Annotated in this window: 15 protein-coding genes; 4 read left to right on the plus strand and 11 right to left on the minus strand. The window is 71.5% G+C overall.

The annotated features are described in order from the left end of the window. Window positions 1-10: 10 nt before the first annotated feature. The 4 genes from ACH34Q_RS12255 to ACH34Q_RS12270 form a co-directional block, all read right to left on the minus strand. Complete coding sequence (locus ACH34Q_RS12255; RefSeq protein ID WP_395982967.1) at window positions 11-940, minus strand: LysR substrate-binding domain-containing protein; 930 nt, start codon at window positions 938-940, stop codon at window positions 11-13. 123 nt (window positions 941-1,063) lie between these two features. Continuing rightward, window positions 1,064-2,329 (minus strand): nitrate/nitrite transporter, encoded by a 1,266-nt coding sequence (locus tag ACH34Q_RS12260; RefSeq protein ID WP_395982968.1) that lies wholly within the window; start codon window positions 2,327-2,329, stop codon window positions 1,064-1,066. A gap of 36 nt (window positions 2,330-2,365) precedes the next feature. Continuing rightward, window positions 2,366-3,181, minus strand: a complete 816-nt coding sequence (locus ACH34Q_RS12265; RefSeq protein WP_395982969.1) for an alpha/beta fold hydrolase — start codon at window positions 3,179-3,181, stop codon at window positions 2,366-2,368. A gap of 9 nt (window positions 3,182-3,190) precedes the next feature. Continuing rightward, complete coding sequence (locus ACH34Q_RS12270; RefSeq protein WP_395982970.1) at window positions 3,191-4,363, minus strand: FAD-dependent oxidoreductase; 1,173 nt, start codon at window positions 4,361-4,363, stop codon at window positions 3,191-3,193. 222 nt (window positions 4,364-4,585) lie between these two features. On the opposite strand from ACH34Q_RS12270, the gene ACH34Q_RS12275 reads away from it, so the two are divergent. After that, entirely contained in the window at window positions 4,586-5,425 is an 840-nt protein-coding gene (locus ACH34Q_RS12275; RefSeq protein ID WP_395982971.1) for a 2-keto-4-pentenoate hydratase, read from the plus strand. Window positions 5,426-5,547: 122 nt separating this feature from the next. Beyond that, window positions 5,548-6,522, plus strand: coding sequence for an amidohydrolase family protein (locus ACH34Q_RS12280; protein WP_395982972.1), 975 nt, complete (start codon window positions 5,548-5,550; stop codon window positions 6,520-6,522). Between the two features lie 58 nt (window positions 6,523-6,580). On the opposite strand, the gene ACH34Q_RS12285 is transcribed toward ACH34Q_RS12280, so the two are convergent. The 6 genes from ACH34Q_RS12285 to ACH34Q_RS12310 all read right to left on the minus strand — a co-directional run bounded on the left by ACH34Q_RS12285 (window position 6,581) and on the right by ACH34Q_RS12310 (window position 12,670). Next, entirely contained in the window at window positions 6,581-7,735 is a 1,155-nt protein-coding gene (locus ACH34Q_RS12285) for a N(5)-(carboxyethyl)ornithine synthase (RefSeq protein ID WP_395982973.1), read from the minus strand. Window positions 7,736-8,160: 425 nt separating this feature from the next. Continuing rightward, window positions 8,161-9,201, minus strand: coding sequence for a hemolysin family protein (locus tag ACH34Q_RS12290; RefSeq protein ID WP_395982974.1), 1,041 nt, complete (start codon window positions 9,199-9,201; stop codon window positions 8,161-8,163). After that, window positions 9,194-10,576 carry a hemolysin family protein gene (locus tag ACH34Q_RS12295; RefSeq protein ID WP_395982975.1) on the minus strand — a complete coding sequence of 461 codons (1,383 nt, stop codon included), beginning with the start codon at window positions 10,574-10,576 and terminating at the stop codon, window positions 9,194-9,196. Before ACH34Q_RS12295 ends, ACH34Q_RS12290 begins: the two co-directional genes overlap by 8 nt. Before the next feature lie 194 nt (window positions 10,577-10,770). Continuing rightward, window positions 10,771-11,694 (minus strand): cation diffusion facilitator family transporter, encoded by a 924-nt coding sequence (locus tag ACH34Q_RS12300; RefSeq protein ID WP_395982976.1) that lies wholly within the window; start codon window positions 11,692-11,694, stop codon window positions 10,771-10,773. After that, window positions 11,694-12,074, minus strand: a complete 381-nt coding sequence (locus tag ACH34Q_RS12305; RefSeq protein ID WP_395982977.1) for an ArsR/SmtB family transcription factor — start codon at window positions 12,072-12,074, stop codon at window positions 11,694-11,696. Before ACH34Q_RS12305 ends, ACH34Q_RS12300 begins: the two co-directional genes overlap by 1 nt. Before the next feature lie 23 nt (window positions 12,075-12,097). Beyond that, entirely contained in the window at window positions 12,098-12,670 is a 573-nt protein-coding gene (locus ACH34Q_RS12310; protein WP_395982978.1) for a hypothetical protein, read from the minus strand. Between ACH34Q_RS12310 and ACH34Q_RS12315 the strand changes: the two genes are divergently transcribed. Both ACH34Q_RS12315 and ACH34Q_RS12320 read left to right on the plus strand, forming a co-directional pair. Further along, window positions 12,663-13,166, plus strand: a complete 504-nt coding sequence (locus ACH34Q_RS12315) for a hypothetical protein (protein WP_395982979.1) — start codon at window positions 12,663-12,665, stop codon at window positions 13,164-13,166. The genes ACH34Q_RS12310 and ACH34Q_RS12315 overlap by 8 nt on opposite strands. 131 nt (window positions 13,167-13,297) lie before the next feature. After that, complete coding sequence (locus ACH34Q_RS12320; protein ID WP_395983071.1) at window positions 13,298-14,050, plus strand: formylglycine-generating enzyme family protein; 753 nt, start codon at window positions 13,298-13,300, stop codon at window positions 14,048-14,050. A gap of 8 nt (window positions 14,051-14,058) precedes the next feature. Here the strand turns inward: ACH34Q_RS12320 and ACH34Q_RS12325 are convergent, their stop codons facing one another. Further along, window positions 14,059-14,823 carry a hypothetical protein gene (locus tag ACH34Q_RS12325; RefSeq protein ID WP_395982980.1) on the minus strand — a complete coding sequence of 255 codons (765 nt, stop codon included), beginning with the start codon at window positions 14,821-14,823 and terminating at the stop codon, window positions 14,059-14,061. Window positions 14,824-14,838: the final 15 nt, after the last annotated feature.

A 14,838-nucleotide genomic window follows, 5' to 3' on the forward strand; every position in this document is an offset into this window, starting at 1 on the left:
GGGCGGCCGGTCAGGTGTCCTGGCTGAGCCCTTCGGCGGCCGCGTACAGGGCGTCGATCAGGGCCTGGGCGGCGGGGCTGAGCCGGCGGTGGGCGTCCAGGGTGAGGCCGACGCTGTGCCCGACCGGCTCCAGCGAGAAGCTCAGCGGGGTCAGCCGCGGGTCGTCGGCACCGATCAGGCCCGGCAGGGTCCCGATCATGTCGGTCTCCATCAGCAGCTGCCGGACGGTGAGGAACGACGTCGCCTCGACGCGGTTCTCGGGCAGGTCGGCGCCGTTGCGGACGAAGAAGCCCTCCAGCTCGCGGCGGAGCGTGGTCTCGACGCCGGGCAGGATCCAGGGGTAGTCCCGCAGTTCCTCGAGGCCGATGCCGTCGCGGCCGGCGAGCGGGTGATGGTTCCCGACGACCAGCCGGATGGACTCCTGGTAGAGGCTGCGGCGTACCGTCCCCTCGCTGCTCGGGCGGGACAGCCGTCCCACGATCAGATCGACGCGGCCGGCGGCGAGCTCGACCAGGAGTGCCTCCGGCGTCGCCTCCCGGACGATGACGTTGAGCAGCGGCCGGCCGGCCTTGAGACGGGCGATGGCCCGGGGCAGCAGCAGGTTCGATCCGGCCAGGTGGGTCCCGACGACGACCTCGCCGCGGGACGCCTCGGCGAGTTCCTGTACGTGCCGCGCGGCCTGGGTGAGCTGGGCCAGGACGGCGCGCGCGTGGTCGGTGAACGCCACGCCGAAGTCGGTCGGGGTGATGCCGCGGGGCCCGCGCTCGTAGAGGGTGACGCCGAGGATCGCTTCGAGGTCGCGCAGGCCGCGGGTGACGACGGGCTGGGTGACGTGCAGCGCGGCGGCGGCCCCGACGACGCTGCCGCGTTCGGAGAGCGCGTCGACCAGGACGAGGTGGCGGAGCTTGAGGCGACCGTCGAGCAGGCGTGGGGTCTCCATGCGACGACCGTACTCGGCGTTGGGCATTGCTCCTACCGAGATCCGGCCCTAATGGGCATACCGGCTGGTGAAGCGGGTTGGTCCCCGCCCTCCGCGCGAGAGCGCGCGGAGGGCGGGATGCCGTCAGGCCTCGGCGGCGCCGACCGCCCTGTCCAGGTCGCGGGCGCCGCGCGGCGGGAGGGTGGCCCGGGTACGGGTCCGGCTGAACAGGCAGAACCCGACGGTGAGGGCGCTCACGACGCCCAGGAAGATCCACGCGGCGGTGTAGCCGGGTCCGTCCACGATCAGCCCGAACGCCCACGGCAGCACGAACCCGCCGGCGGCCGAGATCGTGAGCATCAGCCCGACCGCGGTACCGATGTTCTCGGGTGCGATGCTGCGGATGCTGCCCGGTACGGTCTGCCAGATCGCGAAGACGAAGTTGAACATGAAGCCGATGCCGAGGGCCGGGATCCAGAACGTGCCGGGCCCGGCGAACGGGACGGACATGAGGAACACCGCCTCCAGCACGGCCCCGATCATGAACAGGATGCGCGGGGTGAGGTAGCGGTCGGCGAGCCAGCCGGCCGCGATGCTGCCCGGGACGCCCGCGATGCCGATCAGGAAGGCGGCGGCGGCGATCTGGCCGTCGGGGAAGGCGCGGTCCGCGCCGTACCCGGAGATCAGCTGGGACGCGCCGAGGTAGGAGCCGTAGGCACCGAAGAAGGCCAGGCCGAACAGCCAGATCTCCTTGTTGACCAGGGTCTTCTTCAATCCCTCGCGGGTGAGGTGGACACCGGTCAGCGAGTCGAGGCCGCGCGGGACCCGGAAGCAGAGCGCGCTGAGCGCGGCGACGGCCAGGCAGAGCACGCCGCCGGTGACGACCGAGGTGCGCCAGCTCGTGGCGGCGGTGATGTCGGCCCAGGTGTAGAGGCCGAGGGCCGTACCGACGCTGAACGCGGCCGAGGAGACGCCGAGCGCGAGGGCGTGCTGGTGGTCGCGGAACCAGACGCTGACGGCGGCGATGCCGACGGCCGCGAAGATGGAGGCGCCCACGCCGGCGAGCGCGCGCCACACCACCAGCATCTCGAACGACGTGGCGGTCGCCGAGAGCAGCGAGCCCACCGCCTCGATGGCGAGCCCGAGGGCCAGGGTACGGCGGAGTCCCCATTTGGTGGCCAGCAGGCCGCCGGGGATGTGCAGGATCCCGTACGCCGCGACGAAGATCGAGATGAGGAACGCGACGTCCGGGATCGCCACCCCGAACTCCTCGCCGATCGCGCCGAACCCGGTCGAGATGTTGAACCAGTTGACGGTCATGGCGACGAAGCCGGCCGAGACGATCGCGAGCATGAACCACTTGGTGGCGGGCGGGTCGCTCCCGGCCACGGCGGGGCCTGTACTGCGCATGGGGACTCCTAGCTGGGGGGAGGGCGGAGGTCCTGGTCAGGTCCGGCCGGCGTACGCGCGGATCTCGGCCGCGACCTTGCCGGGCGAGTCGAGCGTCGGGAAGTGGGTCGGCCCGCCGAGGGTGCGGTAGTCGAACCAGGGGTGCTCGGCCCGGAAGTCGATCTGCGCCCGCTCGTAGGCCGGATCGGTCGGCTGCGAGAACAGGTGCTTGACGGGACGGGTCTCGCTCAGCCCGGTCATCCGCTCCAGCGGCGAGCCGAACGCGGCGTACGCGTCGGCGATCACCCGGCAGGAGCGGGCCCACATCTCGAAGTCGAAGCCGGCCATCTCCACATCGAGGTGGCGCTGCACGCGCTCGTGCCGCCGCCCGTTGATCCACACGTCGAACAGTCCCTGCCGGCCCGCGATCCAGCGGTCCGGGTCCTGGATGGCGGCGAGCCCCTCGGCGAACTCGGGCGCCGGCGGGGTCATCAGCCAGTCGATGACGATCAGCCGGGGCGCGCGCGCCGTCCCGGCCCGCTCGGCGATCTCCAGGTTCGCCCAGCCGCCGTGCGAGTGGGACACCGGGAGGAACCGGTCCACGCCGAGCGCGCCGAGCACGGCGAGCGTGTCGGAGGCCTGCTCGGCGTAGCCGAAGTCGGCCACCGGGGTACGGTCCTCGCCGTGCCCGCGCCAGTCGACGCACAGCACCCGCAGGTCGTCGCTGAGATGCGGGACGAGCTGGTCGAACAGCCGGTGGTCATGGCACCAGCCGCTCATCAGGACGACGGCGGGCGCGCCGACCGGGCCCTGGTCCTGGTAGGAGATCGGGTTCCCGGCGACGGTGATGGTCTTGAGGTCCGCGGAGGTCATGTCTTCCTTTCAGCTACCGGCGGGGGCGGAGCCGGCGAACCGGCCGGCGCCGGTGGGGATCGTGCGGGCCGCGCGCATCCGGGACGCGCCGAGGGCGGGCAGGAGGCCGCTCCCCTTGAGCAGCGGCGTCCGGGCGGCGTCCGGGACGTAGTTGAGCTGCCCGAGCCGGTACGACCAGCGCTGGGTGTGCTCGACGGTCGGCCGCTCGGCGTACTCCCAGTCGCGCAGCCGCTGGTCGACGGGCGCGTCGGAGCCGCTGAGGGCGTCCGCGAGGCCGAGCGCGCTCATCATCGCGCAGCCGCCGCCCTGTCCGAGGTACGGCGGTTGCGGGTGGGCGGAGTCGCCGAGGAACGCCAGCCGGCCCATGGACCAGCGGGTCAGCGTGTGGAACTGGAAGGTGTCCCAGCGCCCGGGAACGCCGGCGCAGGCGCTCAGCAGCTTCTCCAGGTGCGGGAACGAGCGGATCCAGGACGCCGTGTCGACCGGGATCCGGCTGGCCGGGCGGTCGTCCTCGTCCGCGACGAGCGCGACGTACAGGCTGGTCTCGCTGCTGGGGGTGTAGAGCACGCGGCGCCGGCCGCTGAAGTACTCGATGTACTTGCCCTGGTCCTCGGCGGGCACGAAATCGGCCGAGCGGGGGACGGTGAGCCGGGTCGCGCCCTGCTTCATCGAGGCGCGGTGGGCGACGACGTCGTACTGGCGCCGGATGCGGGAGTTGACGCCGTCGGCGGCGAGCACGGCATCGGCGCGGGAGGTCTCGCCGGACCGCAGCACGAGGCTGCCGTCGGGCGCCGCCTCGACCACCTCGGAGCCGGTACGGATCTCGACGCCGGCCTCCTTCGCCCCGCCGATCAGCGTGTCGATCAGGCGGTCGCGCATGATCGTCAGCACCCGCGCCTGCCCGGGTCCGTTGATCGGGATCTCCTCGACCACCCGGTCGCGGTGGTCGCGGGACTCCAGCACCTGCCCGACATGCGCGCCGACGGCGGCCTGGTCGTACAGGCCGAGCGCCTCCAGGGTGGCCAGGCCGTTGCCCCACACGTAGATGCCGGCGCCGATCGCGCGGATCTCCGACTCGCGCTCGTGCAGCCGTACCGACCAGCCGCGCTGGGCCAGTGCCGTCGCTGCGGTGAGGCCGGCGAGGCCTGCTCCGATCACGTCCGCGGTCTTGTTCGGCGCCACGGTTGTTCCTCTCGGTCGGTCGGGTGGGGCGGATGCGTCCGTTGCGCATGCGGTTCGGTGACTGCCGTCCATCTTGTGACCTGCTGCCATGCCTGGCCAATACTCATTTGGCTGGCAGGAATGCCTGAATGGGCATATCAGCGTCGCTATGCCCGGACGAGCATGGCGATTCCGGCAATGAGCATTGGCCAGGCATGGCACCTGATCCTTAGGCTCGCTGCCATGCAGGCAAAAGTGACCGACATCGAGACCCTCGCGGGGACGCTGGACGACGCCACGCGCGCGGCGTCCGCCGTACCGCAGCTCACCACCGGCGCCCCGCTGACGGTGGACGAGGCGTACGCGGTCCAGGCCGCCGGCATCGCGCTCCGGGCAGGGCGCGGCGACACGCAGGTCGGGCTGAAGCTGGGCTTCACCAGCAAGGCCAAGGCCGAGCAGATGGGCGTGCACGACGTGATCGTGGGCGTGATCACGTCCTCGATGGCGATCCCGGACGGCGGCGAGGCCGAGCTGGGCCGGTACGTCCATCCCCGGATCGAGCCGGAGGTCGCGTTCCGGCTCGGTACCGCGATCGACCCGTCCGATCCCGAGTGCGACGTGCACGCCGCCACCACGGATGTGGCTCCGGCGCTGGAGATCATCGACAGCCGGTACCGCGACTTCACGTTCAGCCTCGCCGACGTCATCGCCGACAACACCTCGGCCGCCGCCTTCGTGATCGGGCCGTGGCGTCCGTACCGGAAGTCCGACGATCTCCGCGATCGTGCGGTGACGCTCGCCTTCGACGGGGACGCGGTCGGGCAGGGCTCGACCGCCGACATCCTCGGCGATCCCACCCGCGCGCTGGACGACATCGTCCGGATGGCGCGCGAGCACGGCCTGACGCTGCCCGCAGGCTCGATCATCCTGGCGGGCGCGGCGACTGCGGCGGCCGCGCTCACGCCCGCGACGACGGTGACCGCCCGGGTCGCCGGGCTCGGCGAGGTGTCGGTCCGTACGGCTGGTGTCGAGATGCAGGCCGTCGCCCGCGAACCGGCTCCCAGCACGGAAGAAAGCCGATGACCTCCCTTCCCGAGAACGTGCACCTGCTGCGGCCGCCGGTCTTCGAGCCGTTCTACACATCCGAAGAGGCCCCTACCTGCGGTAACTGCGGTGCCCTGCACCCCGGAAAGGGCTGAGCCGCCGTGACCATCGACGTGCACACCCATTTCGTGCCCAACGGCTGGCCCGACCTGGGCGACGGCCGGCCCTGGCTGCGGCCCGACTCCGAGCGCGAAGCCATGATCATGGTCGGCTCGTCGGAGTTCCGCCGGATCAGGTCCGACTGCTGGGACGCCCCGCTGCGCCTGGCCGACATGGACGAGGACGGAATCGACCTCCAGGTCGTGTCCCCCACGCCCGTCTTCTTCGGCTACGACGCGCCGGCCGGCGAGGCCGAGAAGATCTCCCGCATCTTCAACGATCTCGCCCTGGAGATCTGCGCGCCCGGCGAGGGGCGGCTGATCCCGTTCTGCCAGGTACCCCTGCAGGACACCGACGCCGCCTGCCGCGAACTGGAACGCGCCGTCGCCGCCGGGCACCGCGGCGTGGAGATCGGCAACCATGTCGGCGACCGGGACCTGGACGACGCGGGCATCGTCACGTTCCTCCAGCACGCGGCGAGCCTCGGCGTGCCGGTGTTCGTGCACCCCTGGGACATGCCGGCCGGCCCGCGCCTGGACCGGTGGATGGCGCGCTGGCTCACCGGGATGCCCGCCGAGACGCACCTGTCGATCATCGCGATGATCCTCGGCGGCGTGTTCGACCAGGTGCCCGAGTCGCTGCGGATCTGCTTCGCGCACGGCGGCGGCTCGTTCGCGTTCTGGCTCGGCCGCTTCGACAACGCCTGGCGGGCCCGCCAGGACATCATCGGCACCTCGGAGCGGCCGCCCGCCGCGTACACCGGCCGGTTCTCCGTCGACTCCGTGGTCTTCGACCCGGCGGCGCTGCGGACGCTCGTCGACGTCCTCGGCCCGACGCAGGTCATGGTCGGCAGCGACTACCCGTACCCGCTGGGCGAGCGGCCCGCCGGTGATGTCGTCCGGCGGGCCGATTTCCTGAGCGATGCGTCCCGCGAACTGATCCTGCGGGGCAACGCGCGCCGCTTCCTCGGGCTCTGATTCCTCGGCGCTGATCCGTCGGCGCTGGCCCTCGGGTTCTGGACGGGCCGCGCCCGCCCTACTCCGCGCGCTCGATGGCGGCGTGCGGGTAGTCCGGCGACCGGTCCTGGAAGCTGAGGATGGCCGGGTTCCGGATCCCGCCGTCGCGGATCTCGATGGCCTTCCGGATGGTCAGGTCGGCGTCCCAGGCCGTGGGCCCGGCCAGGACCGTCGGCAGGTGCGGCAGCAGGGCCTCGCTGATCTCCCAGGTGGTGGAGTCCCACAGGTACGACGGGCTGTGGTCGACGCCGTAGTGGTGGACGTTGTCGCCCACCGTGTACATCGGGTCGTCGAACGACGTCGGCCGCGCCCAGCCGAAGCCCATCCCCTCGTCGCAGGACACGTCGACGATGAGCGTCCCCGGCGCGAACAGCGGCAGGTCGTCGCCGGACGCGAACATCAGCGGGGCGTCGGTGTCCTGCAGCACGCAGTTGACGATGATGTCGTGCTCGGCGAGGAAGGCCGCCGTGGGCATCGGGCCGTCGTCGGTGAGCGTGATGGTGCGGGTCGGGTCCTCGTCGTCGCGGTCGAAGTGGACGATCCGCGCCGAATGGATCGGTGACGCGACCGCGCTCACGCCGCGGTGGGTGAGCACGTTGACGTCATGGACGCCGTGGGCGGCGAGCGCGGTGACCGCACCGCGCGCGGTGGCACCGAAGCTGATGACGGCCGCGCGCCGGCGGCGGCCGTAGACGCCGGTGGAACCGGTGAGGGCCAGGGCGTGCAGCACCGAGCAGTAGCCGGCGAGCTCGTTGTTCTTGTGGAACACGTGCAGGGCGAACCCGCCGTTGGGCGACCAGTGGTTCATCGCCTCGAAGGCGATCAGCGTCAGCCGCCGGTCGATGGCGAGCTGGGTGATCTCCCGGTCCTGGACGCAGTGCGGCCAGCCCCACAGGATCTGGCCGGGGCGCAGCTCCTTGAGGTCCTCGGGCTGCGGCTTGAGCAGCAGGATGACGTCGCAGCGCTCGATCAGCGCCTCGCGCGAGAGCAGCCCGGCCACATGGGGCGCCAGCCGCTCGTCCGGTACGCCGAAGCCCTCGCCGTACCCGCTCTCGAGGTAGATGTTCGCGGCCAGGTCGGGCTCGATCCGGCCCATGTGCAGCGGGTGGATCGGCAGCCGGTGCTCGTTCTCCTTGCCCGATCGTCCGAGGACTCCGATGGTCAGCGGGTACACGCGGGCTCCTGACTGCAGGCCGGGATACCAATGGGCGTGGTGCTCATGAAGTTGTCCGTTCATTGGGGTGTAGCTGCATGGGGTGTAGCTGCATGGGGTGAAGCGGAGAGGGGTGGAGCGGCGATCCGGAACCGTGCCGGGATCGTCCGCGAAGAGAGGCGCCGCCGGGCCTGCCGGCCGGGCGCAACCGTGGCCGCGGTAGCTAAGGCGGCGAGAGGGCTGATCGCCGGGCCGGCCGGGAGATGGTGCACACGACCACCGCCGGGACGGGACGGGACGGGCGCTGGGTGCGATGCAGCGTGGGCATCGCATCCGCCTTCCGTGGCTGAACCGGCGTGGCGGGCCGGCCCGAATGGGGCCGCCGCCGTTGCCGGAGTGCTTTCGAGGTTACACGCCCGCGCTCGGCGGCCGTCTCCCAGCGGTCCTCACAGCCTGAGGAGGGTGCCGCCGTTCGGCCTGCTCCCCGCCCCGGGGAAGAGCCGGCGAAGGATGTCGGTGATCGAGACGACGCCCCGGACGTCCTCCCCCTCGATGACGAGGATGAGCTGGTTGCCGGTCTCGCGCATCCGCGTCAGGGCCGCGTAGACCGGTGTGTCGGCGGGGAGCCGGTACGCGGGCCGCGTGAGCCGCGCGATGCCGGCGGAGTCGGGTTCGGTCAGGGTGTCGCGCACGTGCACCACACTCCACGCGGCGTCCTCGGAGCCGGTCACCAGGATGCGCAGGTGGCCGGAGGCCTGGCCCGCGGCCTGGACGTCGGCGACCGTGGCGCTGGGCGGCACCGCCGTGAGCTCGGCGTCCGGGCCGATCAGGTCACCGAGCCGGAGATTGCGCAGGTCCAGGGCCTCGGAGAGCTGGGCCGAGTAGCCGGCGTCCAGGGCCCCGACGTTGGCGGAGTGCTCGACGAGGTGGCGCAGGGCCTCCGGGTTCTGCCCCGAGGCGACCTGGTCGGTGGCCTCGACGCCGACCTTGCGCAGGCACCAGTTCGCGGACTCGTTCAGCGCGCGCAGCAGCGGCCGGGTCAGCCACATGAAGCCGCGCATCGGCAGCGCCAGCAGCGTCGCGGACCGCTCCGGGTGGGCGATGGCCCAGGACTTGGGCGCCATCTCGCCGATCACCAGGTGCAGGAACGTCACAATGATCAGGGCGAGCACGAACCCCGCCACGTCGGCGAGCCACAGGGCGAGTCCCCAGGTCTCGAACAGCGGGGTGAGCCAGTGGTGCACCGCCGGTTTGGTGATCGCGCCCAGCGCCAGCGTGCAGACGGTGATGCCGAGCTGGGAGCCGGCGAGCAGCACGGTGAGCTCGGAGGCGCTGCGCAGCGCCGCCCGCGCGGACCGGCTCTCCGGCGCCGCGTCCTCCAGCCGGTGCCGCCGGGCGGCGATCAGCGCGAACTCGGCGGCGACGAAGAACGCGCTCAGCGCGATGATCGCGACCGTCGCGACCAGTACGACCCAAGGGTCATCCACGGCCGCTCTCCTCTCCCCGGTCTGCCGGATCACCCTTGCCCGCGACCCGCAGCCGGACCGACGAGGGCACGTGCTGGTCGACCTCCAGAACCTCCACCTGAACGAACCGGGCCGGTGGATCGTCGCTGAGCACGAGGTCGGCCGGGTCGGCGGGCAGCTCGATGTCGAGCGTGGTGCCCACGCCGGGCAGCGCCCCGTACGCGGCGATCACCAGCCCGGCGATGGTCTCGTAGTCGCCCTCGGGCAGCCGGTGGTCGATGGTGCGCTCCACCTCGTCCACATGGAAGTCGCCCGGGATGATCCAGGCGTCGCCGGCCGCGGTGGCCGTACGCTCGCTCTCGCCGGTGTCGTGCTCGTCGGTGATCTCACCGACGAGTTCCTCGGCGAGGTCCTCCAGCGTCAGGACGCCCGCGAAGCCGCCGAACTCGTCGACGACGCAGGCCAGCTGGTCCCGTTCGGAGGCCAGGCCGTCGAGGGCGTCGGGCAGCGCCATCAGGGTCGGCAGCATCGGCGCGGGCCGCATGATCGACGACACCGGCAGGGCCGGGTCCGCGGCCCTCAGGACGTCGTCCAGATGCACCACACCGCTCACGCGCTCCTCGCCGTCCAGGACGGGATAGCGGGAGTGCCCGGTGCTCATCGCCCGCCTGACCTCGCCGATCGGCTCGTCGTGGCGCACCGTGTCGACCCGCGAGCGCGGGATCATCGCGTGCTCGACGTCCCGCCGGGGGAAGTCCAGGATCCGGTCCAGCAGGATCGACAGGTCGGGCGGCAGGTCACCGCTGCGGCGCGAGTCGGCGACGATGTGCGCCAGGTCCCGTTCGGTCGCCGAATGCTCCACATCGTGCACCGGCTCGATCCGCAGCAGGCGCAGCAGCAGGTTGGACGACTGGTCGAACACCCAGATCAGCCAGCCGAACGCCTTCAGGTAGATCAGCGTGGACCGCGCCAGCCAGCGGGCCACCGGCTCGGGCCGCGCGATCGCGAGGTTCTTGGGGAACAGCTCGCCGAACACCATCTGCACGAGCGTGGAGAAGGCGAGCGCCAGCACCGTACCGATCGCGACGCCCGTGGCCGCCGAGGTGCCCGCCCCGACGAGGTCGCCCAGGGCGCGGCCGATCAGCGGCTCGGCGACGTACCCGACGAGCAGGCCCGTGACCGTGATGCCCAGCTGGGCCCCGGACAGCATGAACGAGGTGCGCCGCGTCACCGCGAGGGCGCGACCGGCCGCCCGGTCCCCGCCGCCGGCCGCGACGTTCAGCCGCGAGCGGTCCACCGACATGTAAGCGAACTCCTGGGCGACGAAGTATCCCGTCACGGCGGTGATCAGCAGGACCACCGCCACTCCCAGCAGCAGCGACAGCGCTGTGATCAACAGCGGTCCCGCCGGTGGTCATCGGTACGGGCGGCCGCCCTGGGGTGAAGATCGGAGTCCATGTCTCTCTCTGCTCGAACGAATCATCCGTACAACGACGACACCGGGCCGCAGGGTTCCCGCGTACCCCGTCTGAGCAGTGCAAACACGCAGCGGCCCGGATCGTCCTGCTACAACTGTAATAGAAGCGGGGGTCACCAGCCGACCTCGTCGCAGCCGGCATGGTCGGACGGCTCGACCTGGAGGGTGGCGTGCGCGATGCCGTGGCGGTCGCGGAGCAGGTCGCGGGCGCGGTCCAGGACCGCGTGCGCGTCCGCCCCCTCGGCGGTCACCAGATGGGCGGTCGCGACGTTCATGCCGGAGGTCAGCGCCCACAGGTGCAGGTCGTGGACATCCTGGACGCCCTCGATGGCGGCCAGTTCCCCGGTGACGGTGTCGACGTCGAGCCCGGCGGGCGCGTGCTGGCCGAGCACCGCGAGCACCTGGCGGCCGAGGGCCAGGGCCCGGACGACCACGAACACGGCGATGGCCAGCGCGACCAGGGTGTCGAAGAGGACCTGGCCGGTGGCGGCGACCAGGATCCCGGCCGCGATCACGCCGACAGAGCCGGCGGTGTCGGCAAGCACCTCCAGATAGGCGCCCTTGACGTTCAGGCTCTCGGCCGCGCCCGCGCGCAGCAGCCCCAGCGCGACGAGATTGACGGCCAGGCCCAGCGCGCCGACGATCAGCATCGGAGCGGTGGAGACCTCGGCGTCCGTACCGATCCGGGACAGGGCCTCGATCATGATGTAGACGGCCGTGCCCAGCATCACCAGGACCGCGAACCCGGAGGCGAACACCTCGGCCCGGTACGACCCGTACGTCCGGCGGCCGGTGCCGTCCGGCCGGGCCGCGATCTTGGTGGCGACCAGCGCCGCGGCCAGCGTCACCACGTCGGCGGCCATGTGCCCGGCGTCCGACAGCAGCGCCAGCGAGCCCGAGATCAGCCCGTACACCAGCTCCACCACGAAGAACGACCCGATCAGGCCGAACGACGCGGCCAGCCGCCACCGGTGCCGCCCTCCGGCGTGCCCGGCGATCGGGGCCGCGCCGTGCCCGTGCCCGTGCCCGGCGCCCATCACAGCTCCCGTTCGGGGTGGACGGCCTCGGTGTGCTCGATGTGGGCGAGGGCGAGGTCCAGCAGCATCCGGACGTGCGCGTCGGCCAGCCGGTAGTAGGCCATCCGGCCGGAGCGGCGCGCCGTGACCACCCGGTGCGCCCGCAGCAGCCGCAGCGCGTGCGAGGCCGCCGACTCCTTCATCCCGCTGACCGCGGCCAGATCGCAGACGCACAGCTCACCGTCCAGCAGCGCCATCAGCAGCCGCAGCCGGCCGGGGTCCGACAGCAGCGCGAACACCTCGGCGGTATCGGCCAGATCCTGGTCGGCGGGCATCCGCTCGCGGACGGACGCCACGCGCGGCGCGTCCACCACCCGGACCGCGCACCCGTCGATGTCCATCACCTGTTCATCTGAAGATCTGTTCACATGTTAGAGCTTCGCCGCTCCTCACCACCGCTGTCAAGCGGCGGCTCCTCCCGGCCAACATGAGCCTTGTTCACTTTTGCTGGAATCGGTGATATCTCTTCCCCCACGCCCTCCAGACGTCCCCCTCGCCGTTCCGCTCCGGTACCGCCCGGCCGCCCCGAGGCGGCGGCGTGACCGGGCGGCTCGGAACGGCCGGGGATCCGGACGTGACCGGCGACGCCCGCGAGCCCGGTCCGGTCGGGCGGCGCCGGCTGCTGTCGTACGGGCTCGCCTGGTTCGGCTACTGGCTGGTCATTCCGCTGCCGCCGCAGTTCATGACGCCGCACCTCATCAAGCACATCGAGCCGGACCAGAAGGTCGGCGTACTGTCGTACCTGCTGATCCAGAACGCCCTCGTCGTGGTGGTCTGCGTGCCGATCGCCGGGATGGCCTGCGACCGGACGCGGACCCGCTTCGGCCGCCGGCGCGTCTGGGCACTGGGCGGCTTCCTCCTCGCCACCGTCCCGTTCGCCCTGATCAACGCCGGCAACAGCGTTCCCCTTCAGCAAGGGCGTCGCGCCCTTGCGCATTCCCGGTTTCTCGTACACCGACCCCTATGCGTTCGGCACGCTGCTCTACGACCTCGCGAACGATCCCGAACAGCGGAAGCCCCTGATCGACGACGCGCTCGAGTTGCGTATGGTCGCCCTCATGACCGATCTCATGCGCGCCGACCACGCGCCGCCCGAGCAGTACGAGCGGCTCGGTCTGCCGCCCGAGGGCCCGGTGACCTCCGCGCATCTGCTCGTACGGAAGCAGTGGGACCAGGTGCTCGCCGCCGAACGGCCGCCGCTCACCGCGGCCGAGTTCCCCGCGTCCCGCCTCGGCGTGACCACGCCCCTGCAGGCCCTCCTCGCCGAACCCGCCGCCGAAGCGGTACTCCGCGAGCATCTCGGAGCGCTCATGGACAGCCCGCTCCTGCCCGAGGCGATGCCGTTCTCCCTCCTGGAGATCGCCGACCTGGCGGTGGGCGTCCTCAGCCGCGAGAGCCTGCACGCCATCGCGGACGACCTGGGCCGGCTGTGACCGAGGAACGGCCCTGCTGCGCCCCGTCCCGTACCGGAGAGCCCTCGCCGACAGGCACGCCACATCCTTTGCCCCCTGCCACCGGGTCGGTGAACGACACCCTCGTGCGGATCCCCGGAGGCTCGTTCCTCATGGGCAACGAGGACCGCGACGCCAACCCAGGCGACGGTGAAGGCCCCGTACGGCAGTCCGCCGTCGCCCCGTTCGCCATTTCGGCGTACGCCGTGACCAACGACGAATTCGCGGCCTTCATCGAAGCGACGGGATACCGTACCGACGCGGAGAAGTTCGGCTGGTCGTACGTCTTCGCCGGTTTCCTGCCAGGCCCTCTCCGCCGGGTGTCGCCCCGCCCCGACGGAACGCCCTGGTGGTGCGCCGTACGCGACGCGTGGTGGCGCTATCCGGAAGGACCAGGGTCAACACTCGACGATCGCGGCGACCATCCCGCCGTCCACGTCTCCTGGAACGACGCCGAGGCGTTCTGCCACTGGGCCGGCGCACGCCTCCCCACGGAAACCGAGTGGGAGTACGCCGCGCGCGGTGGCCTGGCGGGAAAGAGCTATCCGTGGGGTGACGACCTCACCCCCGACGGCCGGCACATGTGCAACATATGGCAGGGGACCTTCCCCACCCGCAACACCGCCGAAGACGGCTACAAGGGAACGGCCCCGGTCACCGAGTTCGAGCCCAACGGATACGGCCTCTACAACATGGTCGGCAACGTCTGGGAATGGTGCGCCGATTCGTGGGCCGAGGGCAAAGCCCTGCGCGGCGGCTCCTACCTGTGCCACAAGTCGTACTGCAACCGCTACCGCGTAGCGGCCCGTACGAGCAATTCCCCGGACAGCTCGTCAGGCAACACCGGCTTCCGCTACATCGGCTGACACGGAGGTTAGAGGGGCTCAGTACGCAGGAGGCGGAGGAAGGCCTTGATGCCGGTGATGACCTCCTGGTTGTCGGTGACCCGCGCGATGGTGTCCTCGAAGCGCCGTCCGATCAGGTCGGACTTGCGGGCCAGCGCGTCGATCCGGCGGTTGAGTTCGGTGCCCTTCCGGTCGGCGTCGTGGTCGACGGACTCCAGGCGCCGTTCCAGGGTCAGATCGGCTCCGTGCAGCTGCTCGGTGGTGAGCCGCATCGCCTCGACATGCCCCTCCAGGAAGCGCATCCGATCCACCAGATCGAGGACGTCGTCACGGGGGTACCTGGTTTCGCGCAGCATCGTGCCGAGCCGCCGGCGCAGATGGACGAACCACGCGTGCGCGGGCCGGAAGAACGTGCTGAGCAGGTAGAAGCCGACGAAGTAGTACCCGACCGCCGCACCGGAGAAGTAGGTGATCACGGCCATCACGGCCGCGGAGACCAGGTGCGCGCCGATGGCCGCCGCGCGCATCCGCCCGGCGATCGTGCGGGCCTCGGCCTCGCGCTCCGTGGGGATCTCCAGGCCCCGGTCCCGGCTGATCCCGATCTCCTGGATCACCTGGCGTGCCTGGAAGTAGACGTTCCACGGAACGGTGAGCAGCAGGATCAGCCAGGCGAGGCTGAGCGCGCCGGCGCCGAAGGAGAGGACGTCCGAGAGCGGGACGTCCGCCACGAATATCAGGACGACCGCGCCGACGGCGGCGGCGAACAGGCCGATGGCGAGCAGGTTTCGGAACATGGGCCGGGCTCCTGT

Source organism: Actinomadura sp. 9N407, assembly GCF_044326315.1.
Lineage (GTDB): Bacteria > Actinomycetota > Actinomycetes > Streptosporangiales > Streptosporangiaceae > Spirillospora.